Origin of the sequence: Streptococcus infantis SPAR10 (genome assembly GCF_000279535.1) — a bacterium.
GTDB classification, from domain to species: Bacteria; Bacillota; Bacilli; order Lactobacillales; family Streptococcaceae; genus Streptococcus; species Streptococcus infantis_I.
This window is the reverse complement of sequence record NZ_ALCH01000004.1, coordinates 684,621-710,905: the sequence shown is the minus strand read 5'-3', so window position 1 is coordinate 710,905 and position 26,285 is coordinate 684,621. Positions and strand designations below refer to the sequence as shown.

Sequence of the window (26,285 nt, the reverse complement as noted above, 5' to 3'; positions counted from 1 at the left end):
TTTCGCTCTTTTTCTCACTAGCATTTTTAAGACATGAATTTCCCCATCCCACGCTGGAGTTTTATCATTGTTATCGAAATAAGTCTGAAGCAACTTATTTCTGTTAATAAATGTTGCCAGATATGAAACGCCTAACGTTTCAATTTGTCTATTATTTGCCAAATTATCACCTCATAACATAACACTATGTATTATTTATTATACCATCAACAAAATAAAAATCTATATCTTGTGTTCAATTGAAACTTAAATAAGCTTCAAAAAATGTACAATTGAACCACCACTTCTTCTACACCTATTAGAGTCGAAAATGTACAAATCAATTTCTTCGATTAGATGATATTATGTACTAGAAAACATACAAAATAACACTCCAGAATAATGTACAAAATAAAAATAAAGTACACTATTTAAAGAATGTACTTTATGCTTCTAATTCATTTGTATCAATGGTTTAAGTCTTGTTTGGTCAATTGTACATAAATTTTTAGTTTTTGAGAATTCAAAGTATTTTTATGTAGCTGCTGGGTTTGTTGAAATTGTCTAAAACTAAAAAACCAAGCTACTTTTTAGCAACCTGGTCTTCCTAAATATTCTTGAAAGGCACAAAATGTTGCCTTTTTCTTCTCCGTCCTTTACAAATTAAACATGGTTCTTTGTGACGTTTCTCAAATAAAACTCTATTATATAAGGACATCTTGTACCTATGTTCACCATTATTCTTGCAGGTCCACCACACATTGATCCGACTCTTTTCACTGACTTCACTAGGGTTTGCTAATAGAATATTATTTAAGTAATCCCATTCCTGAACTAAGATTGGCTGCGTAACATCAAATGAATTATATCCTGGTAGTACTTTTCGTCCAAAACAGTAAGGACAGCAATTATCGTTTTCTTCACGTTCACAGATTCTAGCTTCAAATTCCCCCTGACACCTTCTACACTTCCAATTAACTTTTGCTGTAGAGGATGGAAAGACTGCTGAAATGCTCCCATAGATATCCGACTGCCATTCTTCAATAAGGAGTGGTTTTACTACGTCTATTGATTCTGTTTTGGGGTTTGGGAGCAGATGTGTGCAATAGGGACAAATATCTTTTAGACTTTTGGTTTCCGAGGTTAAATAACGTTTTAGCACGGTATTCATTCTTTCTTTAAAGTCTAAATTACAGCTATTGCAATGCCACATAAAAGTCCGTTTTTCAACTTCATTGGGAACTATAGAATCTGTTTGCTCCTGATTTTTAGGACTCCAAATACTTACTAATTCAGGGTAAGCATCTAAAAGTGTGTTATAGCCCTTGAGGGGGGTCTCCTTGTTGCAATAAGGACATGGGTTAGCTGAGGCTCTTCGAATAGGAATAGAGCACTGATAATCTCCTTGGCAGGTTGAGCAATGCCACCAATATTTCTTGGTCTCGATTGTCGTTTGAGCTAGATAGATTGGAACATCGTTTTTATCGCTCCACTCTTTAACCAACTCAGGTTCGCTATAAAAGATTTGATTTTGGAACACTTCAGTATTCCAATCGCATAAGTTGGGACATGTTTGAAAGACTTGATTTTCGAAATTAGTGCGAAGAACCATCTCTTGGGGACTGCACTGAAAAACAATTTGGCAACAAGGGCATAGCCAAGTTAGTGGCTCGGTAGAATATTGCCAGTAATCAGTCAAGCTACCATCATTGTCAGAAGACCAGAATATATCAAGATAGGCATGAGTTTTATCAAGTGTGTTAAAGCCACTTAACAACTGTCTATTTGAACAAAATGGGCAACTCTCCTGATTCTTTTCTCGAACTAAACACGCATACTCTCCATGGCATACTGAGCAGGTCCATAGGGCTTCTATATTTGACAAGTTATCTACTTGTTCTACGGCTATATTGTTATTAGTTGACCATTCGTCTAAGTAAGATGGTGTTAAAAAGGACAATGGCTCATAATCGACATTGTCATCCAGTGGCATATCAAATGAGGCCTGACAGTTCGTACAATAATAGCCATTTCGCTTGATACGATTAAATAGTTGATCAATGGATAACTCGAATTGACTATTGCAGTGGTCACATTTCCATTGAACAGGTAGGGTGACGTTGTGATGAAGTTGTAACTGGGCAAACGAAATTTGGTTGCTATCATCACTATAAATCTTAGCAAGGTTTGGATATACCTCATGATAATAATAGTGATAACCCCATTCATTACAATCTAAATGAAAGAGCTCTTTGTCCTCTGATTGAAATAATCGAAGATTCATTACTGTGTCGCGCCAACTGACCTGACATGTAGGGCATTTTAAGTGGAAAACACGCTTTGAATTAAACTTTTCATTCCAAAGCTCTTCTAGGATGGTATCCTTGTTTTCATGGTGAAAATTGATATAGTTTTCGAAATCAGGAAAGACGGCAGGAATGCTATTCTTTTCTTTGACCAATAATTTCCCTAGCTGACAACAAGGGCAAAATGCCTTACTGTTCAAGCTACTTCTGTACACATCATAAACCTTTGCTTCCCAACTGTAAGAACAATCAGGACAAATCCAATGAGCACATGCTCGTCGATTTATTTTTGTCATTTCAATATCAAGATGATTTAATTTGAAGTCCCAATACATCAAAAGTAAAGGGCAATCTTTTATCACATCTATCATTAAAACCTCCTTAGTAATTGGTTTTACTATCCAGTAAATCTTTGATTGCTACTACCTTTTTAGGTTTTCTTATGTCGCCTTTATCATCTTTACTGTTAGTAGTATCAGAATGAAAGTTAATTTCTGAATCAGCAGTGAGAATATTATTCACCATAAACTCATCTGTAATCACTTGTTGCTCAGATTGAAGTATTCCCTCTTCTTTCAATAATTCATTTGCAATCTCAGGATATACACTTGATTTAATTAGAGCACGTAGCTTTATATTTTCCGTTTCTAAAGCTTTTCGACTTGTTTCCTTCTGGAGCAATTGTTGAATTTGCTCCTTCAGTTCTTCATTCTCATCTTGGAGTTTCACATTTTCATTTTTAAACTCAAGAGCAGCTTCTGCAACCTTCTTGTAGTATAGATTCAATTCAGATAAACCAGTGCGGATAGCATTAGGTGTCCGATTTGTCGCCATGAAACTATCAACATCAATAGTCTTATAAGTGATGACAGTTCGATACTCTTCCTCCTCGTCGTATTTAGCTTTTCTTTCGGCAAGCACCTCTCTAAAGCTAGTATTTCGTCTTAAGGTTGTGTCTGCAACACTTGGAAAGCCATTCTTTCTAAGATAGTCGCCGAATCTAGGTATTTTAAAAAGAGATACATTATTCGAACATTCTTCTTGCAAATATTTTTCAAAGTGCTCTATGATTTCAACGTCTTCTATATGTTTTCTTCTAGCCATTTGATTCTTCCTCTAACGATAGCTGTTTTGCTTTTAAATACTCTTGATACGAGTGACTAACTGATTTTAGCTTTAGTAAAGCCTCTCCAATATCCTCCACATGACCTTTACCTTCTCGAACTCGTTTTATTGCTTCATCAACACTCAGTGCCTCCTCGTCAATGGCCCTTTTATAACTTTTGTCCATGGTGAAATAGTCTTTTCCAGCCTTACGGTAAAACGGGCAACTGGTACAAGCTCCAAGCTCTGCATGTGAGCTGATCACTTTGAGGCAATCTGAAAAATCACCTTTAGCGTAACATGGAGAATAACATCGACCTTTGTTGTCTAAGGTGACATAATCCTTTCCAATGGTGTATTGACGTTGAGCTTTACTTACAGCATAGTTGGTCTGAGAACTGGTAAGTTTTCGATAAACTTGATAACTACTACATTCAATGAATTGACTAAGATTTGAGAAATAATGGGATGAAGTCGCCACATTGTCATGTCCTGCCAATAACATTGCTGTCACTGGGCTAGCTCCTTCTGCAATCAAGTTAATCATAGCAATGTGCCTAGTGTCACCAATATGAATAAAGTTAATTTCCTTGTCCTCTAGCTTTGTAGGGGGGTTTAGATAGTAAACTTGATAACCATATTGTTCAGTAATTATTTCATTGTAGAAATACTTGAGAATGGTATTAAGGTTGGTATAGGTCAAGAAACGATTGTTTACCCCAGTCCTACGTTCCCACCGTTTGTAGTGAGAATCAGTGACAAAGAGGGTGTTGAGCTTTGTTGCTGATTGACTATTTGTTAAGTTTAAATAATCTTGTATGTCCATAGCCAAACTTTTAGGAATCTCATAAGTGGTCTTATAATAATCCTCGGAAATCTTGTGAGATACCGATTTCTCTTTTCCCTTTAAGTTATTACGTCTAAGTGTGAGAAAATACTTACCATCTTTTTCAGACAAGCAATCCCTTTGAGTTAGCAAAAATTCTCTGGGTCTTAGTGGAATCACAGCTGTAATTTGCCACCAAAGATAGAGTGGGAAGTAAAAGAGCCTTTGTTCTTGAGATAAGGCTTGACCCCAATAATCCGCTAATATATCATTGAATGCAAAATAGGACTGGAACTGAGCCAATTGTCGTTGTTGTTTGGGCTTGTTTTGGTAGACAATAGTCATCGTATTATCCAGCTGCTCAAGAAGCTGGCTCACTTCACTATCATCTGGATAGGGAAGACTGGCCAGAAAATCAATACAAAGACTAGGAGAGCTGATTTTAATGACTTCAATGTCTGAAAGAATATCCCGCTTCGTCTCCTTGATCATACGCTTTATATCTCGTAAAAAAGCTTGTAAAGAGCCCAGTACATGTTGATCCATGGACAGCACAATAAAGCTTTTAAGATAGGCGATAAATCCTTCATAATCTATACCAAAGAAAGGCTGATAGAACCGTTTGTATTGAAAGGTATTGACGTTGAATAAAAAGGTGACATTAGCATATTCATTGGTAGTCTCCCATTTGTGATGATCAAAGTCATAATTGAGGATAATCCCCTTCTCTATGTAATCATCAAAAACCTCTCTGGCATGACCAATCAGATTGTTGTCGAAAATGGTAAAGTTTGTCACGGTTCGAAATAACTTAGCTGGATCACTCATCATTTAATTAACTCCTTTATAATCTCTTCATAGTCGTTTAGCACATTCTCTCCATATTGTTCAGCTAGTGCTTGTAGCATTTCAGTCAAACAAGGTTTGAGCTGTTTTTCTATAATCGCTCGAATTTTACCTTTTTCTAGATTGCTTTGCACTTTGACATATTTTTTATTCAATCGGTTAAACTCACCAACAAGTAGTAACAGGGTGGATTTTGTCTGGAGCTCATACTGACAGCCTACACAGTGCATTCTGTCATTATAGGGACAAAACTTGCCCAGGGCGGACAAGAGACACATGCTTTCTCCCTGTTTAGAAAAAGCTTCACCATTACCAATACGATGGCAAACTGTAAGTAGTTGGTCAGGGTTCATATCCTCTCTCACGACTGTTTGGAGGGCTTTTTGAGCCTTTGAATCTGCTCTAATACTCAACTCCAGCGTTTTTTCAATCTCACTAGGTGTTAGATCTAGTTGTTGAATCATTTGAGTTTGCTGGCTAGGGCTTAACTCCTTATACTTACCTCTGGTTACTATCGTTAACAGCATGGATGGAATCATAGATAAAACACCACGTTCGAAGAGTTCTTTTGCAACCATCTCAGGCTGTAATTGACCAAGTTGAGCATCCTTCAAATAAGCAGTTGTAGTTTGGGCAAATTCATTGTAAGTGCCTTTATGACTTCTAGCTAAAGCTGCTAAGAAATAGCCTTTTATATTCAATTCCGATTTTTCCTCTAGAACATCATCTGCCAACATGGCAACAGCTTGTAAGTAAGACTTATTGGCTGATCGACTACTGAAGTCCCGCTCAAGGAAGAGAGAACCAATCTCATCACCCATGTACTTACAAATCCGTTCGTAATCATTGATTTTACGGATAAGAGACTCTTCGCTATCTGTGTTATTTCCTAATTGATAATGAGATTCACAGATAGCCAATAAGGTTCCGATGAGGACCTGACAACTCTCAGGAACATGGAATTTTAGCTTACTAACATTGGAAGATCGTTTTGTTTTATTAGGTCTAACATTGAGATAGGTTAAACGTGTGGTGATACTAAAAAGGGTTCGTCTTGCCTCACTACTACTCCATGTCCCATTCTGAACGGCTTCTAGCACCCCTTTGGGCTCTCTAGGCAGTTCTGGATGGCCAAGACGTTCAAGGTCTGTTGTTCGCAAGGCACAAATGAAATGAAGGGCTAAGTATAGCCAAGTATCGGCATAGTTCTTTGAAGAAGCTGCATGATAGAGCATATCCTGCTTTTCAATATAGGCATCGTTGAAGAGGTAATACATGAGTTCTAGATAGTCATCTAACTCATATGCCCCATTTTTATCCTCTAAGGTGTATCTGGCCGTCATTTCAAAGCTCTTACGATAATGAGTAATGCCTTTAGCCATCATCCATCTGATAAAGTCGTTTAACTCTTCACCATAGGATTTACTGAGCACTTCTGTTGCCTCTTGAACCAGCCGTTCTATTTCACTATCACTGTAAAGAAACAAATCCTTGGTTAAATCATAAGCAAGAAAATCTTGAAGGTAGAATCTACTACTTCTGGACAACTTTTGCTCTTTTGAGAAATCTTGAAACAGCTCAAATGTCATTGGGAACTTCTGTTTAAAAATAGGCTGTAGGCCCGTTAAACCCACTGGACCAGATAGGAAAGCCTTTATTTTGTCAGTCAATAAATGGGCATCTGATTCTGATATGCTAAGGTTTGTCATATCTACCTTAATACCAAACCAAGCGTTATCAAGTAAAAACTGACTGATGACTTCTCTGTTCTCAGATGTATCAGCATTTAGTTCTGCTAAACTCTTCTCCAGAATATCCTTCACCAAATAAGCCATTGCTACTCCTTATCTATTTACCATACATTTCACTTGCTCGCCAGTTCATATAGTCAAAAACCCCGTCATTGACTTGTCCATATTGTTTTGCAATCTCTCCCTTGTTTTGCAGGTAAACCCATGCACTCTCAGGCGATTTGTCACCTCTTGCTGACATGAGCTCACTGATTTCAGAAACTCCTGATAAGACTAACTGTGTCGTGTACCAATGTCTAAAGATATGCGGAGAGATATTGTGCTCTTGTAAAAGCCTGCCAAAGAAAACAACCTCTTCATCGTCAGCATTGAGATAAAGAGAAATCATCTCTTCACGAATGATTTTACGGAATCGTTGGTAGTACACGTCATAGGTTAACGCCTTGCCTTGTTTATTAAGATTGAGTGGCCCATAGTCCCTCTCATATTTCTTACCTTCCAGATAAGTCATATAGTCATTGTAGGTGTCTAAAAAGACCTCCAAGAAGATATAAGGTACTGCTTGAAGTCTTTCCTTTTTAATCCGTCCAGTCGGCTTTAAATCGCTCCTAAGAGGTATTTCTTTTCGTAAGTCAATTTCTATCTTAAATACTTGGCCATCACTTTGGTGGAATAAAACACCTGGTCCTAAAGGACTATCTTCACGCCTTACGTTGCATGCTTCTGATGGTCTTAAGCCAACAAAGGCTCCCAAGGCAACAACCATGAGTAGATCTTTATGATAATGAGCAATGTGAGAAAACAACATCTCAAAAGCACTATTTGGCATATCACGAAAAATAGCTTTCTCAGTGTTACTATCATCTACGTAGATTTCAAAATTTGGTTCTTTACGTTTTATAACCCGCCCTCGACTATTCGTAAAAGTTGTCGTAGAATACAATTCTTCTGCTTTTAACTTAGCCTTTCCCTCACGCTCACTTAAATAGAAAGTTAAGAAGTCAAGAACTGCATTTACGCATTGTTCAACAGTGCTTTTTTTCCTTTTTCCGCTATCCCCTGGTAACTGAGATAATCCATAAAGCGTAAAAAACTCTCTAACCATTTCAAGTGTAAGTTGATCTACACTTTTAAGTCCAAGAGTACCAAATATGAAATTAAGAAACTTAACAACGTAAGAAAAGCGTTTATTCCCATCATCTGAGATCGACTTGATTCTTGAAGTAGATTTAACATAACGATGAAAATCAGTAAATTGTAGATTGCCATCATCGTGCTTCAAAACAATAAATTGCTTTGTCACAATGTTGTTATCGCCTAAAACCAGCGAATGTTTATAAACTACAAATTTCATTAATTCTCCTTGTTTATTATAACTGAAGGTTCTGACTGGGTTTTAGGATGTCAATACGCAAAAAAACGACCAAATCAGTACTGTCCTCCTTTGCGCTCTAAACTGCGAAAAGGGAATATCGATGAGTACTTTCATTGATCGTTATTATTATTTAAATTAATTCAAGAATAAAAGTAACTTCATCTAAGTAATAAGAGCAATTAATTAGCCCAGCAACAACGATAACCACAGCAACCCTTCTAAACGATGAAAGGAATATCTGCCGTGGCTATCTATTTACTTTTTTTCTTTTACTTTTGTAAGTTACTTTTATTATTTTTACTTTTTCTGCATTATAACATATTTTGACTAAATTGTCATCTGAGATAATGATTTTAAAGTTGTATTCGACAACAAAGTTGTTGATCTCTTCAGTTATAAAACCTATGAAGGTCTTTCTGCAGGAACGGGCTACTCCTACTTTGGAGATGAAGATTATACTCTTACTTATTCAACCTAAAATATTCCTCATGATTTTGCAACATGGGTTGTAGGTGACTCAATGGAGCCAGAACTTCCTGATGGTGATGTAGTATTGATTAAGCAATCTACAAATGTCGAGGACAGATAAATTTATGCGTTTGAGTTTAATAATCAAACCTATGTAAAAAAAGTGTATCGTTACAAAAACTATCTACGACTCGTTTCAATAAACGAAATTTATAGTAAAAATTAATTCTTCTCAAAAAACTTCACAATTTGATTATTACAGAAGTTAAATAATAGGTCATTACGTTTCAGTAGAAACGAAAAAACCTTGATTTAAGGCAAGATAATATAGTAGAAGAAATTTTCAGATATATTTTTTTGTGATATAATGAATACTATAGCAAATCATATTAATGTTATGATTTTGAAAGGTTAGAGACTTATAACTGTGGGAATTAAGAATTTTGAGACAAGAACTAATTTAAGAGATAAGTTAATAAAGAGAGGCTTGAAAGCTGATAAAAATAAATTAGAAAAAGCTTTGATCAATTATAATTATTTTGAAATGTTTAATGGAATTGAATCGTTACTCTTGGATAATTGTACCCCTAAAAGGTATCAAGGGGTACACCTAAGAGATTTTTTACATATCTATAAATTTGATAAAAAATTTACTTCGGAAGTCCTTGCCATTCTTAATCAAGTTGAAGAGAGACTGAAGGCATCTGTTTCTTACCATTTTTCTGAAGCTTATTGTTCTAGTTTAAATGATACGATGCAATATACGAATAAGAATAATTATATGGATCCGAAAGATAGTAATCCATCAAGTAGTACTTATTGTAGTTTTTCAGCTTCTTATCCGTTCCAAAATGAACAAAATTTTCCTATTTATCAATATTTTAATGACTTTGTGCTATTTAAATCTGGATTTTTGAATAAGCTTACTGTAAATTACGAACATATTGATGATAGTTTTTATCAAGACCATTCATATATACCTCCGAATGATGTAGATACTCATACTAATTTGCAAGTTGCTGTACCATTATGGGTGGCAATTGAAACACTTGAGTTTGGGAAACTACTAAGATTTCTGCATTATTTAAAAATTCCTGTATTAGAAAAAATTATGGCAGATTTTGGATTTGGAACGGGTAAAAGAAATCAATTTTTAAATATGCTGGATTTTTTATTATGTTTAAGAAATAATTGTGCTCATAATTCACTGATTCAAAGATTTAGAACACCAAATAAGTATAAAATCAATAGATTATTAATTAGAAGTTTTAAGTTAAATCCAATTAATTTAGGTAATTTGCCTTCTGGGTTAAAACTTTTTGATACGTTAAAAATCCTTAGTTTTTTTGCAGATATATCTATACTTGAAAGACATTTAAGAAAAATATACATTGCTAATATTTTTAGTATGGGACTGAAAAAAGGCAAGTTGACAAATAACTTACTTCTTAAACGAATGGGCAATGAAAATTTTAGAGAATGGAAAGCTGTATTAAGAGGCCAAAAATATATTCTGTAAAATAGTTGACAATTTTCTTTTTATTTTGTATAGTATTTGTATATGAGACGCTCTTAAGAGCACAAAGCGATGGCGGCATTGCTTTAAATAAAAAAAACCAGACAAAAATTATTGCTGGTTTTTTTATTTAGAAGTTAAATAATAGGTCATAGTTGCATTTTTTCTAAAATAATTTAGATGTTCGGATATTATAAAAGACAGTAGATTTGATTCTACTGTCTTATTTTTATAAAAAATCCCATTATAAAAGAAAGAAATATTCATTTTTGACCATGGATAAAGAATTCCTCAGTTTATCTATTCCCTTTTGCACGATTGTGTGTAACACAGAGCATTTGACAATTTGATTCGTCTGTAGCCCCCCCTTTACTCCATGCAGTAACGTGGTCTGCATCCATTTCGGATAATTTCCAAATACGATTCGAGTTGTTGTCGTTACCAATCGCACATAGAGGGCAATTTGAAGTGCCATCTTTTTCAGCTGCAATAGTTTGTTTATTATAAACGGCTTGCTTAGTTCTTTTATCAAACACACGAACATTTAGAAGACTTGGGTTCTTCTCACCTCCAAGAATATATTCAAAAATTCCTTTTCTATCTTGTATTTGAGGATCTTTTAAGAGTTCATTGACCTTTTGATTAACTGTTGATTTCGAATATGGTGTACGGTGGTATTCTTTATATAAACGCCCCCATTCAATCCCACATAACTCATTACCTGTATAGTCAAAAATAGCATCAACCCAATTAATAACTGTTTCAAAATACTTTTCTAGTTCGTTGACGTTATCATCATTTCGATGACTTGCCATATAATCTTCAATCTCTCCATCACTAACCCAACTAAGAGCTGTTTCAAGGATTGCTTGTCGTTTAGGATCACCTTTAACATATGTTCTCCAGCGATTCATATTAGCGTTTCCAGTATTTGAAAACAATTTTCTTGCCTCAGTTACAAATGTACCATGATAAGCAGCATTTCTTAATTCTTGCTTAACCAATGGGACTCCCGCTATATTAATAATTTTAAACCATTCTTGAATTTCAGAAGGTTCTCCCTCACATACATAAATTGTAAGTTTAGTATTTAGTATCAAATCTTGCTTATCTTTAGGAAGTGTACTAAAGTAGTAAGGTTTATTTTCAATATCTATCTTGAATGGGTGTGTCTCATTAACATAACGCGCAAAAGAAGTAATACGTTGTTGTCCATCAAGCACTTCAAAGTTTCCGTCTTGATTTTTTACAAAATAAATTAAGCCCAGTGGATAACCTTTTAAAATAGACTCTATAACGGCAACATCACGCTTCCCATCGTCATAAATATAGTTTCTCTGATATTCAGGTTGAATAATTAATTTCCCATCCAAGCCAAAAAGGCCCTTACCTTCATAAGTTGAAAATACAAAACCTTCACAAATATCTTCTATTGTCCAATCGGTATGCAAAGTTGTTTTCATTAGTTACTCCTTCATTTTTCTTCTAATAAAAAATCGGTCATATGTAGTATTCGCGATTCCCTTTTCATCCACATAATACGCATTTTGTACTCGCCACGTTTTTGTTTGTTGTTTGTAGATTAGTTTCTCGTCTTCAGTAGGAGGAATAAAAAAATCACACTCATCAGATTCAGCCCACTCGATATTCCCAGTTCGTCCAATTAAATCAAATTGTTCAGGATTATATTTCTCTAAGAAAGAAATGGGGACACCCATGATGCCATCGTAATCAGAAGGAATACATTCTACGTAAGGGACTTCAATTGCATCGTAATTTGCATACTTGACATATTCAGTCTTCCCAAAAGTTTTTTTAAGTTTTTTTATAAGTTTTTTATTAAATTTCAAATTATTTTTCATGGTGTCAAGCAATAATGGAGAATGTCTTAGACCATGATCGATATTTGTAAACCAACAAATATTACCAAATTTAGCAAACGTTACACCATCAGGATTAGTATACATATTATTTCTAGTTGATAAAATCTCAGGAACTACAAACTCTTTAGGATTAGTAGTTCCTAGCCAAATTTTGTTTTGTTGTAATAGTGGAAATATTTCTCTATATTTAACAGCGTTCATGTTTCCAATCACAATAAACTCTTTTTTTGATTCATTCAACCAAGACATAAATTCTCGAAAAAGAGAAAATGGAGGATTTGTGACGATAATATCAGCTTCATCACGTAATTTTTTAACCTCTTCAGATCTAAAATCTCCGTCTCCCTCAAGATAACCAGAAAATTCTATATCATTAATATCAATAGTTCCAGAATTATCTTTATCATACTCTAGAACAAATAGTTTTCCCTTTGTACTGTGCTTCTCTTCATCATAATACGATGATCCAAGTTCGAACAGTGTCATCTGCTTATTTCCTGCACCTTTTGAATAAGATGTTGAAATTAATTTTTTTAAACCTAATCGTTCAAAGTTTGCTGCAAAATATTTTGTGAAGTTCGACCATTCTGGATCATCGCAAGGTAAAAGTACAGTTTTCCCGTTAAATACTTTGGGGTTGAAATCGATATAAGAATTCATTTCTCTTTCGATATCAGAGTATAAAGTATAGAATTCATCATTTTTATCACTCATTGCTGTATGTAGAGCAGAATTTTCAGCCATTTGTTCCCCTCTCTTTTATTAGGAAGTAAAAGATAAATACAAAATCGTTGTATTTAGTTTTAAAAACATATTCAAAATTCTTTATTTTATAACGAACGATTTGTTATGAAAATAAGGAATTTTGGATTTATATCGTTTAATCTTATATTAATTCCATGATATAAGTATATTTAAACGATTATAATTTAAGTAAGTATATTAAGTTATTCCTATTTCTTACCATTTCATTTTACATTATATCATTAATTAATAATTTTTTACTAGAGAAAATTTACTCAGAGGTAATTAAAAAAAGAAAGGACGACGCTAGTCCTTTCTCGATATCAGCATTCTATCTCACTATAGTTGATTCCAAAAGAGCTTTTCTTTTTGAATTTAATTAATTAACAAATTATACAGAGATAATTTTAACACAAACTACGTTAACAAGTAGCTACCATTAGCAAATGTAGCTAAATCCAACGCTGTAGTCGAATTTGCAAATCCTATGATATTAGCGTTCAAATCAGCTTTATGAACATCAGAATCTTTGCAAATTGTAGCGATGTTACTCCTAATAGGCTTCCACCAGTATTTTTTATTTATTTCATTCACTAAAGTAATTGTAATCAAAATTATAGTGGCAACTTTATGTATTACTATTTTGTTGCCATTACTATCTGTCGTAGTATACAAAAATTTATCTTTCCATTCATTACGTATTATAGGTTTGGTTTGTAAATTGATATCAATGATATTGGCATTGTGAGCACAGACATTCCTAGCAAAGTTTAAACATTTAAGCCACGATAACAACTCTTTGAATGAACAATTATAAAATTTTGCTAGTTCATTTTGATTTTTGGTACTCATGATTTTTATTAAGTGAACTAGCTCACCAAACATTAAAATTTCAGTTGCAATCCAAATTGTTGGGAATCCTTCAGTATTCAAATTTCTTTTATCGCCTAAATCTGAGAGGGACGATTTTTTTACCGTTTTAAGTAAATCCTTTTTAAAATAGAACTGTTCTTGCTCTAGTTCAAATTTTTTGTAATCTTTTTTATTTGCCCATTTATCAAATTCTAAATACCCATAAGCACCATATCTACTCCCTAAAATGAAAGAAATATTTCTTTTTATTGATATTTCTATTTTCTCAATGGCATGAAGAAGATTTATTCTTAAATTTTTGTTTTGATAATATCTTTTAACAATATCTTCAAATGTAATGTTGGAGTATTTCAATACAGGTACTTCACCGTACATTGTTATACTAGAATAAGGTCTAGCGAAATCTTTAAGCCTGTAATAACTAATGTGCTTAAGCTTCTCTAGGGCCTTAATTTTATCTGTTATAAAAACACCTCTTCTATAGAAGAGGTCGAGTTGGTCTTCGATTTTTAAAGATTTTGGTTCCATATATGCTCCCTAGGGTAAAATAAAAGCCCTCATGTCAGAACGTGTCTGCCTTAACGGAATGAGGGGATTGTCTTTACGTTTTTATTGTACAATATCCAATAATAGTTGTCAAATCACCACTCGTGACACAACATGTAGTAATTTTCAATGAAAACTTTATGTTTACAAATGAAAAAATCAATATATTGTGTTTTGCTGAATCTTTGATAAAAATAATTTTAATTTTTTGTACTTTTTTTATTCTATCAAATATCTATCTTAGACTTTAATTTATTTCATCGTCCCATAATTTAGGTTCATCAGGAAAAATATAGTCATGTGTCTTAAAATATTGCTCTCTTACTACATCTACCCATTTATTTATCATTTTTGCAGCTACTATAGAATCACCAGATGGATATACCATCAAAAGCAACCCCGTAAGTTGCGCTATTGTGATAGCAGAGTGTTCACCAGGTATTGTTAGTCCATAATCAGTATGTCCTACACTTATTTTCTCTTCCCCGTCCATTAGACCTAATCGATTAAATGTGCCTTGTGATGATGCATGTGTGACTTCATTAGAGATTCGATATGGTTGTTGCCATAATTCTGATGGGAAATTGGATTTTTTTCTGATATCGTCAAAACTTATATATCTCTTTTTAGGACTAAATTCACCGCAAGCTCTTGCCCATTCATAACGATCTTCTGTATTATGTGATGAAATATAAGCTTCAGCAACTTCCTCTCCATATTCTGAAATAAACGACGCAATAATATTTAATTCGTAGAGTGAACGCCATCTAGAATACGCACCATCAGCAAATCCATTTTTCATTAAAGTGATTATCTCTAAAAATTGTTGTAGACCTCTTCCGTGTATGTATTTTAAGGCTGTGTATTTATGAATAGATTTTTCTCTCTCCTTGTTATCAATTTTATTTACATAATCAGAATAATCTTTTACAGATTCAAGAACCATCATATACATGGTCTCAGATGTAGCAAACGCATTAGACCACTTTTGCTCTATTCTTGCAATTATTTCTGTTTCCTCTCCTCTAAACAGTAACGTATTCTCATGCATTATCATCTTAGCATCGCTTACCATTTGATTTGAAGTGTCATTAATCATTTCTAGATATAATCCTGAAAAATCAGCCTTTTCATATTTTTCATAAAATTTATCAATTTCAGATTGATTTTTTAATTCTTTTACATGTTCTACGAGAATTTCTTTTAGTGTATCTTTAAAAAACTGTCCAAATTTATCGGCCATTATAGCTCCTACCTTTTTAATAATTTATACATAGTATTTATTGCAATAATCTTCTAGTCTAAAAGAAAATAAATTAGAAAATCTTGTATTTTACGTTTAGAAATAGCGCATCATCTATCATTAATTATACCATCAACAAAATAAAAATCTATATCTTGTGTTAAGTAGGAACATAAATAAGTTTCAAAAAATGTACAATTGAACCACCACTTCTTCTGCTGTTACTTGAGTAAAAAATGTACAAATCAATTTCTTAGATTTGAGGATATTATGTACTAGAAAACATACAAAATACCGCCTCAGAATAATGTACAAAACAAAAATAAAGTACATTTCTTGAAGGATGTACTTTATGCTTCTAATTCAGTTGTATCAATGGTTTAGCTCATGTTAAGTCAATTGTACATAAACTTTTAGTTTTTAAACTAGTTAGCTAATCTCTTACTTAATTTAAATCAGACTTTTACTTTCTATTTTGGATTTTCCATAAGGTCTCCTAACTTCATATTGAATATAGGACTCCTGAATTACTTCGATAAAAAAGTTAACTACAGAAACAACGAAATTAAATTTGTTTTTTGCGTTAAAATGATGCGCACATTTAGAATAAAACAAGTATTAAACTTACTACAAGTTTAACATAGCGAAAAAGAGGTGTAAAGAATAAATACTCTGAAAAGCTTGTATACATTTTAGATTCGTGCACAATTATGTAAATATTGTAAAACAATTTCAAAATGTGGTAGACTAGATATGAATTTTGATGGACGATAATTAGGTCAGAGAAAAGGTTACAGATGGAAAAATTAGTTTTTATCGGAATGCTAGTGTTCTTGGCATTTGTGTTTATTGGAATATTGTTTTGGCTGCGTTTTAGAATGAAGAACACCTTTGAGAACGGTGTTCCAGTGTACGATGCCCCAGCAAATAATCAGACTAGGACGAGTAAGCTAAGCGCAGGAGAGTATGCAGTGCACATAATTTTAATACTAATTAGCGCTGTAATTGCCTTTAAGGTCATGAGCATGTTCCGTCATGGGGCGGCGCCAATTGGTGCTGCTATAATCACGCCTTCTATAATGTCGCTTTTCAATGCACGAAGGAGGACCGGGAAATCTTGGATAGGTATCGTTGCAGTGCTTATGGTATTCGTGTTTTTGATGTTTGTATATATAATTATAGGTCTACCTGATAACGCACCTCCACTTAAAATTGACGGAACTGAAATTCATCTTACAGAGACTAAGATTTCGGATTTGATAGACAAGGAGTTTGAAATTTATGTGTCAAATGGTAGACATGATTATCCTAATTATAACGAGCTTTTGACAACGGGAAGCTATACTAAATACCAAGGAGCTGGGGTTAGCGTACCAAACGGCTTTAAGTCCTATGACTCAGCAGTTACGCGATCCACCTATCTTCTTGTAAAGAAGAATGTAGTTCTCGGATGTATAGGTGTTTACGGAGATAAGAGGAAGAGTACGGAGCTGAAGGACTGTGTAGTTACGCAGGTTTGCTTCGATTCTGAGTGCACAGCTGTTGCCAAAAAACATGGAATTTCATATAATATAGATGGTATAGATTTGCTAAAGAAGCTTGACGAAAACGAGTTCACGAAAGTATTTGGGAAAAAAATATGGCTGACTCCAAACGAGCCAAGAGATGAATATTTGGGTCATTATGGCGTGCAGTGGGGAGCAGGTAACAATGAATTCTTTTGGAATCATTATTTTATGAATTTAGACCTTGATTCGAATAATGATATAGTTAATTTTAATTTTAGTTCCAAGATTGCAGCTGAGCGATTGGAAAATTAGCAAGGATACTTAGATAAAATGAAAAAGAAAAAACGCTAAACAAGACAAAGTATGCCATTTATCTTCTTGTTGTCCATCTTATATGCATACTTTTCACTATAAGCAAAATAATGATACCTTCATGGGGACGCTGGTTAGAGACAACACGCTTTCTTTGGACAAGCTTTCCCATCTATGTATGTATACTAATAGCCATTTTTCCAATGGCATGTTTTTGGCCTTATTTGATTAGTGCAGATTTTAGGCCGGGTACATCAAAGACAATACTTGCGACTTTCGGCCTAATAGTAGGTAACGTGACTCTGATTTTGATATATACGACTATTTTGCACAAGGTATTATAGGTATAAAAAAATCCCTTTATAGGGATTTTTTGATTGCTTCAAGTAGCTCGTCATATTCTTCAAATGCTGGAACCTCTGGGTGATCCTTCTTGATTGATTCGGTGCTTCTAAACAAGAATCCTTGTGGGTGTCTCCTTGAAAGAAGTCGGTTTAATCGACGGTCAAGGCAGTTGATGACTTACTAGAAAATTGTTCTCAACCCTATGTTTTAGCTGATTTAGCTTATCTTAGCTATGAACTCAGAGAACAGTTGAAACAGAAAGGTTACCATCTTTGGATGCCTTTATGTCAAAAATATGGCAAGAGCTAAACAACATAATCATTGGAAACTAATGGCTATGAGACGGACTATTGAAACTCGATTTTCAGAACTTTGTGCTTTTTTTGATGTCGAACAAACACTAACTAGAGGCTTAACAGGATTGTAGTTGAGAATGGAGCAAATTGTACTGACTTATAATCTGAGATACTTTGAGATTAACTAGCACCACGAGTAAAAAATCTATATCTTACTATCAATAAGACCTTAAATGAGTAGCAAAAAATGTACAATTGAACCACTACTTCTTCTGCACCTATTAGAGTAAAAATGTACAAATCAATTCCTTAAATCAGATGATGTTATGAACTAGAAAACATACAAAATATCACCCCAGAATAATGTACAAAATAAAGTACACTCTTTAAAGAATGTACTTTATGCTTCAAATTCAGTTGTATCAATGGTTTAGCACTTGTTAAGTCAATTGTACATAAACTTTTAGTTTTAAAAAATTTTTCTAGAGCTAATTATTCTTAATTATGTACTTTATTTAAGTGAAAACTAGAAATTGTTCAAATGTACATTAACTTTTAGTTTTTCTATCAATGTTTAAATAACTTTTACATAAACTTATAATTTTCTCTAAAATCAATAAAATCCAAATCAACAAAGTGATTTGGATTTTTAACTCTCTATTAAATGTTCAAAATTATTCTAAATACTATTTAATAAGTTTTATACTTAACTTTGCTAGACATTACTAGATAACACGATGCAACAATAACAATAATTCTGATTAGATACATTCCGTAATGGTCGTCACTCATAGTCATTTGAGAAAATACATTAATCATTGAATGCGTCATCACACAAATCCAGAGATTTTTTGTTTTTAAATAAAGAGCTGAAAGAATAAACGAATTTGTCAGCAACCCAAATAAAAAAGGTACTATTTGAAGGATGGCTAGAGAACCATCTATATAAAAGAACAATAAATGCCAAATTGACCATATGATAAATGTTAAAATTGTCGCTTGAAAATAGTGGAACTTTTCTTGTAAAAGTGGCTGAAATACATATCTCCAACCAATTTCCTCCAAACCGCCAAATACAATAAACTTGAAAAACATCAGAAAAGGAAGATACCAGATAAATTGTACGATTTTCCCCCAAAAAATAGAAAAGAGAAATCAAGAATAATAAGAAAAAATGCTAATAAATAATGTTTGTAACTGGTCTGAATGTTAAAAAAATCTTTTATTATTTTCTTTAAGTCAATCTCATAATAGCAAATGGCAACAATGCTACCCCATAAGGCTGTAGAGATTCCACCAATCATTACTCCGAAAACATTTACTAGAACAGAATGAACGCCATAATAATTGCAGAAAAATACAACTAAACAAACTAATAATAATTGACTAAAAGTCCCAAATAAATAAACTGCAAGAGCTTTATTTCTACTCATAGCATCTTCCTTTAATTATTTAAAAATATCCTAAAAAATATATTTGTTACATAAATTATATTATGCAACAAATATATTCTATTATCTTTTTGTTCTTAAAAATACATAACTTTTTTTATGTTTTTATAGTAACAAATCTTTCACTTTCCCAATCTCGCTTTTTGGAATAACAAGATGGATCATATCTCCTAAATACATTCTTGTTGAACCGTTAACCGTCTTACGTTTTCCGTTATGAACTTGGGTTGTGATCAGAACGTTATGTGGTAAATTAAGTTCATGTACTTGCTTGCCTGCTATTTTATCAGAAACAGGAATTTCAATAAGAGTAACTTCTCCATCGTCACTTGCGGTTTCAGGTAACATTTTCTCCAGCATGGCTTCATATACAGGCGCTCCTTTAAGCAAATCCATAACGATGTAAGCAACAAGAGTTACCATCCCTAGAGGCATGAGATTACGGATATCTCCGACCATCTCAGTCACAAGAATCATAGCTGTCAAAGGTGCTTTTGAGATAGCACCAAAATACCCACTCATTCCAAGAATCACAAAGATAGGAAATTGCTGCTGGGTGGCGAGTCCAAGATTGACACAAATAACACCGACCAGAGCACCAAGTAAAGACCCTAAAGCTAAAATTGGTAAGAAAATACCACCTGGTAGTCCACTTCCGTAACTAATCATACTCCAGATAAAACGAATGATGAAGTAAACTAAGAGAATTTGGAAACTATAATCTTGTTCTGTTAAGGATAAGACAACCTGATTGCCCCCACCAAGTATTTGAGGTAGGAATATTCCCACAGGAATAATCAGGATAAAAGCAAAAATTGGATGATAAGCTTTGTCAATGTGAACCTTTTTCCCAATCCAATCATAAACTTTGCCGACATTCAGAACCGCTTTCTCATAAAGAAAACCTGAAAAACCAAGAAAAATCCCCATAAGCAGATAAATCCAATACTGACTCAAACTCATGAGAGGGATATTATCTGGCATATCCAGAACGGGTGTCAAGCCAAAGATAAGAAGAGAAACAAAGTTTGCTACTAGACTAGCAGCTAAGGTAGAAACCCAGAAGAATCGTGAAAAATGGTGATAAACTTCTTCTACTACAAATAATAACCCCGCAATCGGTGCGTTAAAGGCTGCAGCAAGTCCAGCAGCAGCTCCGCTAGCAATCAAAGAACGCTCCTCAACAGGGCTAGAATTGAGCCATTTAGCAATTCCTTTTCCTCCAGCGGCACCTAGCTGAATACTGGGACCTTCACGACCGAGCATAAGCCCACTCGCAATGGCCAAGATACCTAGAATGTATTTCTTCCAGAGGACACTCCACCAGTTGAGAGACATGAGACCTTTTAACTCCGCTTCAACTTGAGGAATACCAGAACCTTTGATATCTTTTTCTGAACGTGTTAATTTGGCACTAAGTAAGCAAATGAGGATATAAAACAATAAAACAATCAATAGATTCCATATCAGATTCTCTTGGTCTTGATAAAATCCTTGAACGATATGAAAGCCTTTTTCGATCAAAAATCGAAATGATCCCACAATAATTCCTACGACTAATCCGACAATAATACCTCGCCCTACTTGAGCTAAGATCGTACTGGACGCGAAGGCAAATTCTTTCTTGGAACTAAGTGTTTCCGAGTGCTCCTCCATAGTTGCTTCCTCTCAATTCTTTTCTTTACTTGACGCAACAAGTGTTTTAACGGGTTCAAAACTAGTGCGATGAATGGGTGTAATACCCTGCTTATCTATACCTTCTAGATGTTTAGCGGTTCCATAGCCAGAGTTTTGACCAAAATCATAACCTGGGAATTCTTGGTCATAGTTTGCCATGATCTTATCTCTCGTAACCTTAGCAACGATAGATGCCGCTGCAATAGACAGCGAGTTAGCATCTCCTTTAATGATGGATGTCTGAGAAATCGGCAAATCCAACTTCATAGCATCAATCAAAAGATGTTCTGGCTGAGGTTCAAGTTGCGAAACAGCTTCCTTCATAGCTAGTTTTGTCGCTTCATAGATATTGACTTGGTCAATGACATGATTGTCCATAATCCCAATACCGATTGTTAGGGCATTCTCTTTGACAGCCTGAAAAATCTCCTCGTGTTTTTTCTTAGGAATTTTTTTGCTGTCATTTAAACCTTTTATTTTACAATTTTTGGGAAGAATGACTGCCGCAGCAACAACAGGTCCGGCCAAAGGACCACGTCCAACCTCATCTACACCAGCAATTAGGGATGTCCCTTTACTATATAGATCTTTTTCATAGCGAAGCATGCCTTCTAAGCGGAGATTTTCATCCATTTCTGCTTGGATGGCCTTTTTACGCTTTTCAATTTCCTTTTGGACACCTGAACGAGAATCTTTTTCAAATTCCTTAAATAAGGGACTTTCAAGTTCTCTTATTTTTGCTAATTCTTCTTTGATTTCTTTAATCGTTGTCATTGAGATCATCCAATGTATCTAAGGTATAGTTACCAAGTTTTCCATCACGAACTTCTTTGACAAAAAGGTTGTAAAAACGGTCGTAATCATCACGAAAACCTAGGATGCGAGTCATATTCATAATGATTTCTGGAGCTTCATCGTTCAGATTCATTTGTTTAAAACGTTCTTGAAGCTTCTCGGGGTAATGTGTTTTAAAGTAATTGAGACCGAAAATCGTTACCTCATCCATTGGAAGTAACTGATCCTTGATGGCTCCCGTAAGTGCAAGTTTAAGGGCGACGGTTTCATCTTCAAATTTTGGCCAGAGAATTCCTGGAGTATCCAAAATTTCTAAATCCTTATTGGTTTTAAGCCATTGCTGGCCTTTTGTCACACCAGGCTTGTTTCCAACTACGGCAATTTTCTTACCAGCCAAACGGTTCATCAGAGTTGACTTTCCTGCGTTTGGAATCCCAATAATCATTGTACGTAAGGTCTCAATTTGAATACCACGTTCTTTTTGACGAGCAATCTTATCAGCCATGAGTTTCTTTGCAGCATCGGTCACGACTTTTACCGTAATTTGCTCTTTAGAGTTGATAGCAAGCGTTTGAATTCCTTGCGATTCAAAGTGCTGACGCCACTCTTTTGTTAATGCTGGGTCTGCAAGGTCTGCCTTGTTCAGAATCAATAGTCTTGGTTTGTCCCCGATGATTTTAGTCAGCATTGGATTTTGGCTAGACAAGGGCAAGCGTGCATCCACTAAAACTGTCACAAAATCAACAAATTTTAAATTTTCCTGGACTTGACGTCTTGCTTTTGACATATGGCCAGGAAACCATTGAATAGTCGCCATTTTATTTCCTTTTCTTCATACAAACTTATTTCATAAAATATAGATGATTACTGACTATTTTACCATATTTTGGCTATTTTTGCAGGTGAATTGTATCTTCAAAAAAGGGAAATCCCCCTTTGCCAAGAGGAAAAGAGGGAAAAATTTTTATTGATGAACAGCTTGCGCTGCAGTAATTAGAGTTAGTTTGTAGACATCATCAGAGTTACATCCACGTGAAAGGTCATTTACTGGTTTGTTAAGGCCTTGCAAAACAGGTCCAACTGCAGCAAATCCACCAAGACGTTCTGCCATCTTGTAACCAATGTTACCTGCTTCAATACCAGGGAAGATGAAGACATTAGCTTGTCCAGCTACATTACTTCCTGGAGCTTTAAGAGCTGCAGTTTCCGGAACGAAGGCAGCATCGAATTGTAATTCACCATCAATTTCAAGGTCTGGACGCAATTCGTGTGCGATTTTAGTTGCTTCAACAACCTTATCAACACTTTCACCAAAACCTGAACCTTTAGTTGAGTAGCTAAGCATAGCAATCTTAGGTTCAATACCGAACATTTTAGCTGTGATAGCTGAGTTAATAGCAATTTCAGCTAGAGCATCAGCATCGGGGTTGATGTTGATCGCACAGTCACCGAACAAGTAACGCTCAGTGCCACGGACCATGAGGAAGGCACCTGATGTACGGCTAACATTTGGACGAGTCTTGATAATTTGAAGAGCTGGACGAACAGTTGAAGCTGTTGAGTGAATAGCACCTGAAACCATACCATCTACTAAGCCCATATAAACTAACATAACACCAAAGTAGTTCACATCATTGATAAGTACTTCTCTCGCTTCTTCTTCTGTCATTTTTCCTTTACGACGTTCAACAAGAGAAGCTACCATTTCTTCAAATTGTGGGTAATTTTCTGGATTAATAACTTCGTAGCCGTCTGTAATTCCTTCAATTTCAAGATAAATTTTAATCTTTTCAGGGTTTCCTAATAGTACAGGGATAACTTCTGTTTCTTTTACCAAACGCTTGGTTGCTTGTAGAATACGTGGTTCTTCACCTTCAGGTAAGACGATGCGTGCATTTTTACCAACTAGGTTGGCTTTCAAACTTTCAAAAACTTCCATGAGTTTTGACTCCTTTTAAGATAAATTATTATTTGATAACTGTGTTATAAGTGTGTTGAAATCATCCGGCAGTGGGCATTCCAGCTCTAACTGCTCTTCTAAGAAAGGATGATAGAACGATAAGTAATGACAATGAAGAGCTTGGCGTTCTATGCCATGATCTAGGCTTCCCCCATAAAGGTCATCTCCCAGCAATGGAAACCCTATATGCGAGAAATGTACTCGAATCTGATGAGTTCTACCCGTGTGAAGACGAATATCGACTAGATGGATATCCCCATAAGATTCCACAATTTGATAGGAAGTGTGAGCATATTTTCCACCCTTTGCTACTCGCCTTGTAATGATGGAATCTTCATCTCGAGCTATTGGTGCTATGATTTCTCCCTGAGGTTCCAGATACCCATTTCCCTTGACTAAAGCGAAATACCGCTTTTCAATTGCTTTTTTTTGCAACTGCTTGTCTAATCTGGCATGCGCATAGCCATGTTTAGCAAAAAGCATCAATCCAGAAGTATCTCTATCAAGTCGTGTCACAATGTGAACCTGCTGATTCTCATAGTTTTGTTTTACATAGTAGCCTTTGATAAAGTTGGCAATGGTATTAGAATGATTGACACTAGGAATTGATGCAACTCCAAATGGTTTGTTGATAATCAAGAAATGATCATCTTCAAATAGAATCTCTAGAGGATAATCAATTGCTTCAAGTGTCTCGAATCCTTCCTCTGGCGGAATATCAATGACGACTTCATCTCCGATATCTAAGAGATAGGTTGCATTCTGCGGATGCCCGTTTACTCGAATATCACCACCTCGAAACTTAATCTTGGCAAGTAAGCCTTTTGAAACTTCATGTTTTTTCAAAAAAGTTTTGACCTTGACATGTTCGTCGGCAATAAACTGAAACCTCATTCGTCCACCTCACCAATAAAGGCATCTTTAACACGATTCCAAAAACTAGTGTGGCTTGGCGTGGCTACAAAATGAATCTTGTGGTGATCAATCTGATACTCTATTTTCTCAATATTTCGGAAAGAATAAATACTATTATCGATTGAGATTGTGTGATAGTCATTTCGTGTTGGTATCAATTCAATCTTGTCTTTTTTTGGAACAATAATTGATGAACCAAGCGTGCGGTAGATTCGGTTGTTCAAACTAGCAATTTCAGCCAATTGTAGGGCCTCTATGGTCGGGTGCAGTACTGCTCCACCAAGTGATTTATTATAAGCAGTACTTCCAGTCGGCGTTGAAACTGTTAGGCCATCACCACGAAAGCGTTCGAAGGGAACATGGTTAATAATGACATCAGCAACCATAGTTCGATCCGCTCGACGAATGCTAGCTTCATTTAGTGCTCGGAAAGACTTGACTTCACCATTTTCGAGAAATATTTTGACACTTAAGAGTGGATAAGACACTTGAGCACCATTATCCAACTGTAAATTTGTAACCAATTGGTCCAACTCAAAATCACGATAATCCGTATAAAAGCCTAAATGTCCTGTATGAACCCCAACAAAACGAACCTTATCCAGTTGGTTTTCATACTTATGAAAAGCAGACAACAACATCCCATCTCCACCAATAGAGACGACGATATCTGGATTTTTATCATTCAGGATAAAATTATTCTTTTTTAATCGTTCTTTTAACTCGAATAGAACTTTCTGACTCTGAGGCTTACGGTTGGCAATTAGGTCAATTCGTTTACCTGTATTCTTCATCGGTATCGTCACTGTTTCCTACCCCGTCATTTAACTTTCTGTGCAAAGGATCAAAGAGCGCTTGTGCTTCCTGGATATCAGCACGTATTTTACTCATTTCTTCGTCTAGCTGATGTGAAATTCTGGCTGTAATCTCAAGTCTTTCTTTGATTTCCTCTGGGAAATCTCCTTGATATTTATAGTTGAGTGAATGTTCGATTGTAGCCCAAAAGTTCATAGCCAAGGTACGAATTTGAATCTCAACTAGAATGGTTTTTGCACCGTAAATCGTATCAACCATATACTCAATAATCACATGGTAAGAACGATAACCCGAAGCCTTTCGATGAGTTATGTAATCACGTTCTTGAACAACTCTCATATCCTGTCTTTTACGAAGGATAGAAACAACTTCATTTACGTCGTCTACGAATTGAACCATGACACGTAAACCTGCAATATCTTGCAAATCCTGTTCAAGTGTGTCATAGCCAATACCCCGGCGTGCCATTTTCTCTTTGATACTTTCAATCGGTTTAACCCGACCCGTGACAAACTCGATTGGAGAATGTCGGTTTTGTTTTCTGTATTGTTTTCGGATTCCTCGGAGTTTTATTTTTAATTCTCCGACAGCTTGAATGTAAGGATCTAAAAATTCTTCCCATTCTGTAATCATATAACTCTTACGTCCAATTCTCTATGCAGTTTAATTTATCTAGTTTTTGATTTTCTCATGAAAATCATATACAATAAATACAATGCTTATTATACCATAAATCGCTTTCAAATATAA

18 protein-coding genes and 4 pseudogenes are annotated in these 26,285 nt (G+C 34.9%); 4 read left to right on the top strand and 18 right to left on the bottom strand.

What is annotated here, in order from left to right:
• The 6 genes and pseudogenes from SPAR10_RS11370 to SPAR10_RS08570 all read right to left on the bottom strand — a co-directional run.
• Positions 1-162: pseudogene (locus SPAR10_RS11370) on the bottom strand (DUF4365 domain-containing protein); the annotation flags it as partial.
• A gap of 424 nt (positions 163-586) precedes the next feature.
• The gene (locus SPAR10_RS08590) at positions 587-2,656 is read right to left on the bottom strand and encodes a zinc-ribbon domain-containing protein (RefSeq protein WP_004253002.1); all 2,070 of its coding nucleotides are present in this window, start codon (positions 2,654-2,656) and stop codon (positions 587-589) included.
• 10 nt (positions 2,657-2,666) lie between these two features.
• Positions 2,667-3,389 (bottom strand): hypothetical protein, encoded by a 723-nt coding sequence (locus SPAR10_RS08585; RefSeq protein ID WP_004253000.1) that lies wholly within the window; start codon positions 3,387-3,389, stop codon positions 2,667-2,669.
• Complete coding sequence (locus SPAR10_RS08580; protein ID WP_025170567.1) at positions 3,382-5,043, bottom strand: hypothetical protein; 1,662 nt, start codon at positions 5,041-5,043, stop codon at positions 3,382-3,384. The genes SPAR10_RS08585 and SPAR10_RS08580 overlap by 8 nt, the downstream gene beginning before the upstream one ends.
• A complete protein-coding gene (locus SPAR10_RS08575) occupies positions 5,043-6,896 on the bottom strand; it encodes a hypothetical protein (RefSeq protein WP_004252995.1) in 1,854 nt (617 codons plus the stop codon). The genes SPAR10_RS08580 and SPAR10_RS08575 overlap by 1 nt, the downstream gene beginning before the upstream one ends.
• A 13-nt stretch (positions 6,897-6,909) precedes the next feature.
• Complete coding sequence (locus SPAR10_RS08570) at positions 6,910-8,166, bottom strand: site-specific integrase (RefSeq protein WP_004252993.1); 1,257 nt, start codon at positions 8,164-8,166, stop codon at positions 6,910-6,912.
• Positions 8,167-8,668: 502 nt separating this feature from the next.
• Between SPAR10_RS08570 and SPAR10_RS11365 the strand changes: the two are divergent.
• Both SPAR10_RS11365 and SPAR10_RS08565 read left to right on the top strand, forming a co-directional pair.
• Positions 8,669-8,881, top strand: a pseudogene (locus tag SPAR10_RS11365) (S24 family peptidase).
• Positions 8,882-9,082: 201 nt separating this feature from the next.
• A complete protein-coding gene (locus SPAR10_RS08565) occupies positions 9,083-10,174 on the top strand; it encodes an Abi family protein (protein ID WP_004252990.1) in 1,092 nt (363 codons plus the stop codon).
• A gap of 293 nt (positions 10,175-10,467) precedes the next feature.
• On the opposite strand, the gene SPAR10_RS08560 is transcribed toward SPAR10_RS08565, so the two are convergent.
• From SPAR10_RS08560 to SPAR10_RS08545, 4 genes are all read right to left on the bottom strand, one after another.
• The gene (locus SPAR10_RS08560; RefSeq protein WP_004252984.1) at positions 10,468-11,634 is read right to left on the bottom strand and encodes an HNH endonuclease family protein; all 1,167 of its coding nucleotides are present in this window, start codon (positions 11,632-11,634) and stop codon (positions 10,468-10,470) included.
• Positions 11,635-11,637: 3 nt separating this feature from the next.
• Positions 11,638-12,798 carry an adenine-specific methyltransferase EcoRI family protein gene (locus SPAR10_RS08555; protein ID WP_004252982.1) on the bottom strand — a complete coding sequence of 387 codons (1,161 nt, stop codon included), beginning with the start codon at positions 12,796-12,798 and terminating at the stop codon, positions 11,638-11,640.
• A gap of 417 nt (positions 12,799-13,215) precedes the next feature.
• On the bottom strand, positions 13,216-14,199 hold the full coding sequence (locus SPAR10_RS08550; protein WP_004252980.1) for an Abi family protein: 984 nt from the start codon (positions 14,197-14,199) through the stop codon (positions 13,216-13,218).
• A 265-nt stretch (positions 14,200-14,464) separates the two neighbouring features.
• The gene (locus tag SPAR10_RS08545) at positions 14,465-15,460 is read right to left on the bottom strand and encodes a DUF5677 domain-containing protein (protein WP_004252979.1); all 996 of its coding nucleotides are present in this window, start codon (positions 15,458-15,460) and stop codon (positions 14,465-14,467) included.
• A 797-nt stretch (positions 15,461-16,257) separates the two neighbouring features.
• Between SPAR10_RS08545 and SPAR10_RS08540 the strand changes: the two genes are divergently transcribed.
• Both SPAR10_RS08540 and SPAR10_RS10895 read left to right on the top strand, forming a co-directional pair.
• Entirely contained in the window at positions 16,258-17,280 is a 1,023-nt protein-coding gene (locus SPAR10_RS08540) for a hypothetical protein (RefSeq protein WP_004252970.1), read from the top strand.
• A 504-nt stretch (positions 17,281-17,784) separates the two neighbouring features.
• Positions 17,785-18,052, top strand: a pseudogene (locus SPAR10_RS10895) (transposase); the annotation flags it as partial.
• A gap of 559 nt (positions 18,053-18,611) precedes the next feature.
• Here the strand turns inward: SPAR10_RS10895 and SPAR10_RS08535 are convergent.
• The 8 genes and pseudogenes from SPAR10_RS08535 to SPAR10_RS08500 all read right to left on the bottom strand — a co-directional run bounded on the left by SPAR10_RS08535 (position 18,612) and on the right by SPAR10_RS08500 (position 26,168).
• A pseudogene (locus SPAR10_RS08535) lies at positions 18,612-19,354 on the bottom strand (CPBP family intramembrane glutamic endopeptidase).
• Positions 19,355-19,477: 123 nt separating this feature from the next.
• Entirely contained in the window at positions 19,478-21,028 is a 1,551-nt protein-coding gene (locus SPAR10_RS08530) for a ClC family H(+)/Cl(-) exchange transporter (protein WP_004252962.1), read from the bottom strand.
• A gap of 12 nt (positions 21,029-21,040) precedes the next feature.
• Complete coding sequence (locus SPAR10_RS08525; RefSeq protein ID WP_004252958.1) at positions 21,041-21,823, bottom strand: ribonuclease HII; 783 nt, start codon at positions 21,821-21,823, stop codon at positions 21,041-21,043.
• Positions 21,810-22,661 carry a ribosome biogenesis GTPase YlqF gene (gene ylqF, locus SPAR10_RS08520; protein WP_004252955.1) on the bottom strand — a complete coding sequence of 284 codons (852 nt, stop codon included), beginning with the start codon at positions 22,659-22,661 and terminating at the stop codon, positions 21,810-21,812. The genes SPAR10_RS08525 and ylqF overlap by 14 nt, the downstream gene beginning before the upstream one ends.
• A gap of 147 nt (positions 22,662-22,808) precedes the next feature.
• A complete protein-coding gene (pta, locus tag SPAR10_RS08515) occupies positions 22,809-23,783 on the bottom strand; it encodes a phosphate acetyltransferase (protein ID WP_004252952.1) in 975 nt (324 codons plus the stop codon).
• Between the two features lie 15 nt (positions 23,784-23,798).
• Positions 23,799-24,698, bottom strand: a complete 900-nt coding sequence (locus SPAR10_RS08510; RefSeq protein ID WP_004252949.1) for an RluA family pseudouridine synthase — start codon at positions 24,696-24,698, stop codon at positions 23,799-23,801.
• Entirely contained in the window at positions 24,695-25,513 is an 819-nt protein-coding gene (locus SPAR10_RS08505) for an NAD kinase (RefSeq protein ID WP_004252947.1), read from the bottom strand. The genes SPAR10_RS08510 and SPAR10_RS08505 overlap by 4 nt, the downstream gene beginning before the upstream one ends.
• Entirely contained in the window at positions 25,497-26,168 is a 672-nt protein-coding gene (locus SPAR10_RS08500) for a GTP diphosphokinase (RefSeq protein ID WP_004252944.1), read from the bottom strand. The genes SPAR10_RS08505 and SPAR10_RS08500 overlap by 17 nt, the downstream gene beginning before the upstream one ends.
• Positions 26,169-26,285 lie beyond the last annotated feature (117 nt).

Excerpts from the sequence above, each read along its gene's own strand:
- SPAR10_RS08590 (WP_004253002.1), bottom strand. The coding sequence starts at position 2,656 with ATGATAGATGTGATAAAAGATTGCCCTTTACTTTTGATGTATTGGGAC.
- SPAR10_RS08585 (WP_004253000.1), bottom strand. The coding sequence starts at position 3,389 with ATGGCTAGAAGAAAACATATAGAAGACGTTGAAATCATAGAGCACTTT.
- SPAR10_RS08580 (WP_025170567.1), bottom strand. The coding sequence starts at position 5,043 with ATGAGTGATCCAGCTAAGTTATTTCGAACCGTGACAAACTTTACCATT.
- SPAR10_RS08575 (WP_004252995.1), bottom strand. The coding sequence starts at position 6,896 with ATGGCTTATTTGGTGAAGGATATTCTGGAGAAGAGTTTAGCAGAACTA.
- SPAR10_RS08570 (WP_004252993.1), bottom strand. The coding sequence starts at position 8,166 with ATGAAATTTGTAGTTTATAAACATTCGCTGGTTTTAGGCGATAACAAC.
- SPAR10_RS08560 (WP_004252984.1), bottom strand. The coding sequence starts at position 11,634 with ATGAAAACAACTTTGCATACCGATTGGACAATAGAAGATATTTGTGAA.
- SPAR10_RS08555 (WP_004252982.1), bottom strand. The coding sequence starts at position 12,798 with ATGGCTGAAAATTCTGCTCTACATACAGCAATGAGTGATAAAAATGAT.
- SPAR10_RS08550 (WP_004252980.1), bottom strand. The coding sequence starts at position 14,199 with ATGGAACCAAAATCTTTAAAAATCGAAGACCAACTCGACCTCTTCTAT.
- SPAR10_RS08545 (WP_004252979.1), bottom strand. The coding sequence starts at position 15,460 with ATGGCCGATAAATTTGGACAGTTTTTTAAAGATACACTAAAAGAAATT.
- SPAR10_RS08540 (WP_004252970.1), top strand. The coding sequence starts at position 16,258 with ATGGAAAAATTAGTTTTTATCGGAATGCTAGTGTTCTTGGCATTTGTG.
- SPAR10_RS08530 (WP_004252962.1), bottom strand. The coding sequence starts at position 21,028 with ATGGAGGAGCACTCGGAAACACTTAGTTCCAAGAAAGAATTTGCCTTC.
- SPAR10_RS08525 (WP_004252958.1), bottom strand. The coding sequence starts at position 21,823 with ATGACAACGATTAAAGAAATCAAAGAAGAATTAGCAAAAATAAGAGAA.
- ylqF (WP_004252955.1), bottom strand. The coding sequence starts at position 22,661 with ATGGCGACTATTCAATGGTTTCCTGGCCATATGTCAAAAGCAAGACGT.
- pta (WP_004252952.1), bottom strand. The coding sequence starts at position 23,783 with ATGGAAGTTTTTGAAAGTTTGAAAGCCAACCTAGTTGGTAAAAATGCA.
- SPAR10_RS08510 (WP_004252949.1), bottom strand. The coding sequence starts at position 24,698 with ATGAGGTTTCAGTTTATTGCCGACGAACATGTCAAGGTCAAAACTTTT.
- SPAR10_RS08505 (WP_004252947.1), bottom strand. The coding sequence starts at position 25,513 with ATGAAGAATACAGGTAAACGAATTGACCTAATTGCCAACCGTAAGCCT.
- SPAR10_RS08500 (WP_004252944.1), bottom strand. The coding sequence starts at position 26,168 with ATGATTACAGAATGGGAAGAATTTTTAGATCCTTACATTCAAGCTGTC.